This is a genomic window from Nocardioides sp. (assembly GCF_035547795.1).
Classification (GTDB): Bacteria; Actinomycetota; Actinomycetes; order Propionibacteriales; family Nocardioidaceae; genus Nocardioides.
In genome coordinates this window covers 1-7313 of sequence record NZ_DASZUF010000039.1, presented here as the reverse complement: position 1 = coordinate 7313, position 7313 = coordinate 1, and the positions used below count along the sequence as shown (strand labels likewise).

The window sequence follows — 7313 nt, the reverse complement described above, 5'->3', positions numbered from 1 at the left end:
CGCGGCCGCGACCCGGGTCCCGCTGGTGACGATCGGACTGCTGCAGTACCTGGCGCCGATCCTGCAGTTCGGCCTGGGCGTGCTGCACTTCCACGAGCAGATGTCGACCGGCCGCTGGCTCGGCTTCGCGATCGTGTGGGTGGCGCTCGCGGTCTTCACCTGGGACGCGCTGCGCGGGCGTCGCCGGTCACCCGTCGCGGCGCCGGCCGCGGACTGACCGGTCCGGGCGGCCGGGCGGCCGGCGGGTGTCTCAGACGACCGTCCAGGTGTCGCCGGCGTTGAGCAGCGCCGCGAGGCGCTCCTCGGGGCCGGCGGGGGTGGTGGCCTGGGCGGTGGCGATCTGCTCGCGGGCCTGGTCGTCGTACGTCGGGCGCTGGACCTGGCGGAAGATCCCGATCGGCGACTGGTGCAGCACGCCCGCGTCGGTCAGCCGCGAGATCGCGAACGCCGTGGTCGGGTCCGGGTTGTGTGCGTCGTGGACCAGGATGTTCTCCAGCCCGACCTCGGCCACCCGGGCGACCTTGACGCCACCGGTCACGGAGTCGCGGATCAGGCCCTTCTCCTGCTCCGCGCCGAAGAGGATCGGCTCGCCGTGCACCAGCGGGATGATCGCGTCGGCCTTGGTGTCGGGGCCCTTGAGGTCGTCGAACGCGCCGTCGTTGAAGATCGGGCAGTTCTGGTAGATCTCGACCAGCGCGGTGCCGCGGTGGGCGGCCGCGGCGGCGAGGACCGCGGAGAGGTGCTTGCGGTCGGAGTCGACCGTTCGGGCCACGAACGACGCCTCGGCGCCCAGCGCCAGCGAGACCGGGTTGAACGGGGTGTCGATGGAGCCGACCGGGGTCGACTTGGTGACCTTGCCGGCCTCGGAGGTGGGGGAGTACTGGCCCTTGGTCAGCCCGTAGATCCGGTTGTTGAACAGCAGGATCGTCATGTTCACGTTGCGGCGCAGCGCGTGGATCAGGTGGTTGCCGCCGATCGAGAGCGAGTCGCCGTCACCGGTGACCACCCACACCGACAGGTCGGGGCGGGCGGTGGCGATGCCGGTCGCGATCGACGGCGCCCGCCCGTGGATCGAGTGCATGCCGTAGGTGTCGAGGTAGTACGGGAACCGCGAGGAGCAGCCGATGCCGGAGACGAACACGATGTTCTCGCGCTTGAGGCCCAGCTCGGGCAGGAAGCCCTGCACCGCCTTGAGTACGGCGTAGTCGCCGCAGCCGGGGCACCAGCGGACCTCCTGGTCCGAGGTGTACTCCTTGGCCGACTGGGCGGCGTCCGTGGTCGGGACGAGCTCGACGCCGGAGCGGAAGGTGGGGATGCCCAGCTCGGTGGTCGACTCGGTCATCAGTGCGTCTCCTCGGTTCGGTCGGCCATGAGAGCGGTGATCGCGTCGGCGAGCTCGGCGGCCTTGATGGGCAGGCCGCGGACGACGTTGAAGCCGATCGCGTCGACCAGGTACTTCGACCGCAGCAGCATCGAGAGCTGGCCCATGTTCATCTCGGGCACGAGCACCTTGTCGTAGGACTTGAGGATGTCCCCGAGGTCCTTCGGGAACGGATTGAGGTGGCGCAGGTGGACCTGCGCGACGTCGAAGCCGGCCTGGCGGACCTGGCGGATCGCGGCGCCGATCGGGCCGTAGGTCGAGCCCCAGCCGATGACCAGCACCTTCGCGGCGCCTGCTCCCGGGGGGCCGGACGGGTCGTCGACGACCAGCGGCGGCAGCGACTCGGCGATGCGCTCGATCTTGGCGGCGCGGGTGCGGACCATCAGGTCGTGGTTGGCCGGGTCGTAGGAGATGTTGCCGTGCCCGTCGGCCTTCTCCAGGCCGCCGATCCGGTGCTCGAGGCCCGGGGTGCCGGGGACGGCCCACGGCCGGGCCAGGGTGGCGTCGTCGCGCTGGTAGGGCCAGAACTTGCCGTCGTGGTTGACCTCGGTGGCGAAGTTCGGCTCGATGACGGGCAACTCGTCGACGGCCGGGATCGCCCACGGCTCGGAGCCGTTGGCGAGGTAGCCGTCGGAGAGCAGCATCACCGGGGTGCGGTAGGTGACGGCGATCCGGGCCGCCTCCAAGGCGGCGTCGAAGCAGTCGCCCGGCGAGGCCGGCGCGATGATCGGCAGCGGCGCCTCGCCGTTGCGGCCGTACCTCGCCTGCAGGAGGTCGGCCTGCTCGGTCTTGGTCGGCAGGCCCGTCGACGGGCCGCCGCGTTGGACGTCGACGACCACCAGCGGCAGCTCGGTCATCACCGCGAGCCCGATCGCCTCGGACTTCAGCGCGATGCCCGGGCCCGAGGTGGTGGTCACGCCGAGGGCGCCGGCGAAGGAGGCGCCGATCGCCGACCCGACGCCGGCGATCTCGTCCTCGGCCTGGAACGTCGTGACGCCGAAGGCCTTGTGCTTGCTCAGCTCGTGCAGGATGTCGGAGGCCGGCGTGATCGGGTAGGACCCCAGGAACACCGGCAGGCCGCTGCGGACGCCGGCGGCGACCAGGCCGTAGGCCAGCGCCAGGTTGCCGGTGATGTTGCGGTAGGTGCCCGGCGTCATCGGGGCCGGCTTGACCTCGTAGGAGACGGCGAACGCCTCGGTGGTCTCGCCGAAGTTCCAGCCCGCCTTGAACGCCGCGATGTTCGCGTCCCGGATCGCCGGCACCTTGGCGAACCGCTTCTCCAGGAAGGAGACGGTCGGCTCGGTCGGACGGCCGTACATCCACGAGAGCAGGCCGAGGGCGAACATGTTCTTCGCCCGGGCCGCGTCCTTGCGGGAGAGCCCGTACTCCTTGACCGCCTCGACGGTCATCCCGGTCAGGTCGACCGGGTGCACCTGGTACTCGCCCAGCGGGCCCGCCTGATCGGATCCGGCGGCGTCGCCAAGCGCCTCGAGCGGGTTGGCGTCGTACCCGGCCTTCTGCAGGTTGCGCGCGGTGAAGTCGTGCGTGTCGACGATGATCGCCGCGCCCTTGGGCAGGTCGCCCAGGTTCGCCTTGAGGGCGGCCGGGTTCATCGCGACGAGTACGTCGGGCGCATCCCCCGGCGTCAGGATCGTGTGGTCGGCGATGTGCACCTGGAACGACGACACGCCCGGCAGCGTCCCCTGAGGAGCGCGGATCTCGGCGGGGAAGTTCGGCAGCGTGACCAGGTCGTTGCCGAAGACCGCCGACTCCTGGGTGAACCGGTCACCCGTCAACTGCATCCCGTCGCCGGAGTCACCCGCGAACCGGATGACGACGCGATCCAGTTCCTTGACCTGCTTGCCCACGGTTGTGCTTCCCCTTCGATTGAGCTGGGCCTCTGCTCGCGACCGCGATCCACACCGGATCTCGGCGCGAGGCCCACGCGACTTACCAGAGTAATGCGCCGCGCGCGACCTACCGCATCCTGTCCATCCCTGACAAGGCGTGGTCCATCTCACGCTCGCACGGCCGAAGGAATCGCACAATCGGAGTTAAGTCGCGTAGGATGCGCGACATTGCAAAGAAACGCTAGTTAATCGACTGGCGTCGGACAGCGAGAGAAGAGGACCCCAATGAAGTCGATCAAGGTCACGGCCGCCCTCGTCGCGGCCGGGGTGCTGGCCTTGACCGGATGCGGCAGCAACTCCGGTTCCAGCAGCTCGGGAACGCTCAATATCGTCGGCTTCTCCGTGATGGAGCAGGCCAACCAGAAGGTGTTCGCGGCGTTCGAGAAGACTGCCGCCGGCAAGGGCTGGCAGCTCCAGGGCTCCTATGGCGCGTCCGGGACCGAGCGGGACGCGGTGCTGGGCGGCCAGGCGGCCGACGAGGTCCACCTCTCCCTGCAGCCCGACGTCGCCAAGCTGGCCAGTGCGGGCAAGGTCGCCTCCAACTGGGCCGACAACGCCACGCACGGCATCTGCACCGACTCGGTGGTCGTCTTCGGCGTCCAGTCGGGCAACCCCAAGAACATCCAGACCTGGGACGACCTGCTCAAGCCGGGCGTCAAGATCGTCACCCCCGACCCCGGCTCCTCGGGCTCGGCGAAGTGGAACCTGCTGGCTGCCTACGGTGCCTACCTGAAGGAGACCGGCAGCGACGCCGGCGCCCAGGCCGACATGAAGAAGTTCATGGCCAACGTCGTGTCCTGGCCGAGCTCCGGCCGCGACGCCACCACGGCGTTCGAGAACGGCACCGGCGACGTGCTGCTCTCCTACGAGAACGAGGTCATCCTGGCCCGTCAGTCCGGCCAGAAGCTGGACTACGTCGACCCGAGCACCAGCCTGCTCATCGAGAACCCGTGCGCGGTGGTCAAGGGCGCCCCGAAGGCGGCCGATGACTTCCTCGCCTTCCAGAAGTCGGCCGCCGGCCAGAAGCTCTACGTCGAGACCGGCTTCCGCGCGCTGCCCGGCGTCGACGTCGGCCAGGTAAGCGTCAAGGGCGCCAACGACCCGAGCAACCCGTTCCCGACCATCCAGAATCTCCAGACCATCGACAAGGACTTCGGCGGCTGGGACGCGGCCAACACCAAGTACTTCGACGAGACCAACGGCATCCTCACGAAGCTGAAGGCCGACAGCAGCCAGTGAGCCGCCGGCGGTTGGACCGCGGCGCCGGGCTCGGGCTCGGCGCCGCGATGATCTGGTTCAGCCTGCTCGTCCTCATCCCGCTGGCCGCCATCGTGGTGAAGGCGGCCGGCGGCGGCCTGGCGACGTTCGGCCACGTGCTGACCGAGAGCGAGACGCGGGACGCGCTGCTGCTCACCGTGAAGATGAGTGTGCTCGTCACCGTCGTCAACGTCGTGCTCGGCACGCTGATCGCCTGGGAGCTGGTCCGCGACCGGCCCCGGCGGGTGGGCGGTGCGGCCGGTGTGGGCGAGTGGCTGTGGGGCAAGGTCCGGGTCGTCGTCGACCTGGTCATCGACATCCCGTTCGCGCTGCCGACCATCGTGGCCGGCCTGGTGCTGCTCTCCCTCTACGGGCCGCACAGCCCGCTGGGGCTGCACTGGGCGCCGACCACGCAGAAGGCCATCCTGGTCGCGATCGCGTTCGTGACGCTTCCGTTCGTCGTACGCACCGTGCAGCCGGTGCTCGAGGAACTGGACACCGACGTGGAGGACGCGGCCGCCTCGCTCGGCGCGGCTCGGTTCACCGTGCTGCGCCGGATCGTGCTGCCGGCGGTGCTGCCGGCGATCTTCGCCGGAGCGTCGCTGTCGTTCGCGCGCGGGCTGTCCGAGTACGGGTCGCTGGTGTTGCTCTCCTCCAACAGCCCGCACCGGACGGAGACGGTCTCGGTGCGGCTGTTCGCGTTCATCGAGCAGAGCAACACCGAGTCCGCGGCCGCCCTGGCCACCGTGCTGCTGGTGGTCGCGCTGCTGGCGATCCTCGTCCTGGACGTGGTGCAGCGACGGGTGGCGCGCCATGGCTAGCCTCGGCGGCAGGTGGCTGCGCCGGCTGATCGTGGTCGGCTACCTGTGGCTGCTGGTGCTCTGGCCCACCTGGTACGTCGCTAAGAACACTTTCGTCGGCGGCTTCGGCGCGTTCTGGGACCTCTTGCGGCTGCCGGAGGTGACCTCGGCGCTGGAGGTGACGGCGCGGGTCTCGGTGATCGCGGTGGCGATCAACGTCGTCTTCGGGGTCTGGCTCTCGGTGGTTCTGGTGCGCTATCGGTTCCCCGGGCGGCGGGTGCTCTCCGCGCTGATCGACCTGCCGCTGTCGGTGTCGCCGGTGGTGGTCGGCCTGGCCCTGATGCTGGTCTACAGCCCGGCGTACGGCTGGTTCGGCAAGCCGCTGTCCTCGGCCGGCGTGCAGATCGTCTTCGCCACGCCGGGCATGGTGCTGGCGACCTGCTTCGTCACGCTGCCGCTGGTGATCCGCGAGGTCGTGCCGGTGCTCGAGGAGCTCGGCGAGGACCAGGAGCAGGCCGCCCGCTCGCTGGGCGCCGGCACCTGGCAGACGTTCCGCCGGATCACGGTGCCCGGCATCCGTTGGGCGCTGGTCTACGGCCTGGTGCTCTCGCTGGCGCGTGCGCTGGGCGAGTTCGGCGCGGTCAAGGTGGTCAGCTCCCGGATCGCGGGCAAGTCGATGACCGCCACCACCCTCGTGGAGGCGCGCAGTCAGTTCGCGCCGCACGAGGCCTATGCCCTGTCCTTCCTGCTGGCGTTCGCCGGGGTCGTGTGCCTGGTGATCGTCGCGCTGCTTCGTTCCCTGGGGGAGAAGTCATGAGTATCGAGGTCCGTGGGGTCTCCAAGAAGTACGGCGACTTCGTCGCCCTCGACGACGTCTCGGTCTCGCTGCCGACCGGGCAGCTGACGGCGCTGCTCGGGCCCTCCGGCGGCGGCAAGTCGACGCTCCTGCGGATCATCGCCGGCCTCGAGACGGCCGATGCCGGCACCGTCGCGATCGAGGGCGTCGAGGCCACCCATCTGCCGCCGCAGAAGCGCAACGTCGGGTTCGTCTTCCAGCACTATGCGGTGTTCAAGCACATGACGGTCGCCAAGAACGTCGCCTTCGGGCTGGAGATCCGCAAGCACCCCCGCCCGGAGGTGCAGGCGCGGGTGGCGGAGCTGCTGGAGCTGGTGCACCTCGCCCAGTTCGCCGACCGGCTGCCCTCCCAGCTGTCGGGCGGCCAGCGGCAGCGGATGGCGCTGGCCCGCGCGCTGGCGGTCTCGCCGTCGGTGCTGCTGCTGGATGAGCCGTTCGGGGCGCTGGACGCGAAGGTCCGCAAGGAGCTGCGCGACTGGTTGCGCCGGCTGCACGACGAGGTGCACGTGACCACCGTCTTCGTCACCCACGACCAGGAGGAGGCGCTCGAGGTCGCCGACGAGATCGTGGTGATCAACGCCGGCCGGGTGGAGCAGGTGGGTACCCCCGACCAGCTCTACGACGCGCCCGCGAACGACTTCGTGATGGGCTTCCTGGGCGACGTCACGACGCTGGGCGGCCGGCTGGTGCGTCCGCACGACATCGACGTCTCGCCCACGCCGCTGGGGCCCGATGCGGTCGAGGGGACGGTGTCGCGGGTGCTGCGGATCGGCTTCGAGGTGCGCCTGACGGTGCTCACCGATGCCGGCGAGGTCGTCACCGTGGAGCTCACCCGGACGCACGCGCGACGGTTGGGCGTCGGGGAGGGGTCGACCGTGTTCCTGGCCGCCGTACCCGCGTAGTTGGCCGCCTGCTCCCCAAAGTGTCGCCGCCCCCTCCCCAAAGTGTCACCGTGACAGTTCGGGTGGCGGGTGACAGTTGCGAAGTGACACCCGCACCGCGAAGTGTCACGGTGACACTTTGGCGGGTGGGTGGACGGCCTGCGGCCGGCGCTCAGTGCGGCTGCCAGGCGTCCTCGTGGGCGGTCCGCTCGGTGACGACGGTGGGCA

The 7313-nt window shown here is 70.1% G+C and carries 6 protein-coding genes and 1 pseudogene; 5 read left to right on the top strand and 2 right to left on the bottom strand.

From position 1 onward, the window contains the following. Window positions 1–217 (top strand): annotated as a pseudogene (locus VHA72_RS03285) (EamA family transporter RarD); the annotation flags it as partial. Between the two features lie 33 nt (window positions 218–250). Here the strand turns inward: VHA72_RS03285 and VHA72_RS03280 are convergent. Both VHA72_RS03280 and VHA72_RS03275 read right to left on the bottom strand, forming a co-directional pair. After that, window positions 251–1342: a 2-oxoacid:ferredoxin oxidoreductase subunit beta gene (locus VHA72_RS03280; RefSeq protein ID WP_325573017.1), complete on the bottom strand. Its 1092-nt coding sequence runs from the start codon at window positions 1340–1342 to the stop codon at window positions 251–253. Next, complete coding sequence (locus tag VHA72_RS03275; RefSeq protein ID WP_414689748.1) at window positions 1342–3309, bottom strand: 2-oxoacid:acceptor oxidoreductase subunit alpha; 1968 nt, start codon at window positions 3307–3309, stop codon at window positions 1342–1344. The genes VHA72_RS03280 and VHA72_RS03275 overlap by 1 nt, the downstream gene beginning before the upstream one ends. Before the next feature lie 207 nt (window positions 3310–3516). Between VHA72_RS03275 and VHA72_RS03270 the strand changes: the two genes are divergently transcribed. Genes VHA72_RS03270 through VHA72_RS03255 form a run of 4 tightly spaced genes read left to right on the top strand, consistent with a single transcriptional unit; the run spans window position 3517 to window position 7106 of the window. Next, window positions 3517–4530 (top strand): sulfate ABC transporter substrate-binding protein, encoded by a 1014-nt coding sequence (locus VHA72_RS03270; protein WP_325573015.1) that lies wholly within the window; start codon window positions 3517–3519, stop codon window positions 4528–4530. Then, on the top strand, window positions 4527–5369 hold the full coding sequence (locus VHA72_RS03265; protein WP_325573014.1) for an ABC transporter permease: 843 nt from the start codon (window positions 4527–4529) through the stop codon (window positions 5367–5369). The genes VHA72_RS03270 and VHA72_RS03265 overlap by 4 nt, the downstream gene beginning before the upstream one ends. Next, window positions 5362–6165 (top strand): sulfate ABC transporter permease, encoded by an 804-nt coding sequence (locus tag VHA72_RS03260; protein ID WP_325573013.1) that lies wholly within the window; start codon window positions 5362–5364, stop codon window positions 6163–6165. Before VHA72_RS03265 ends, VHA72_RS03260 begins: the two co-directional genes overlap by 8 nt. Next, complete coding sequence (locus VHA72_RS03255) at window positions 6162–7106, top strand: sulfate/molybdate ABC transporter ATP-binding protein (RefSeq protein ID WP_325573012.1); 945 nt, start codon at window positions 6162–6164, stop codon at window positions 7104–7106. Before VHA72_RS03260 ends, VHA72_RS03255 begins: the two co-directional genes overlap by 4 nt. The last annotated feature ends 207 nt before the right edge of the window (window positions 7107–7313 follow it).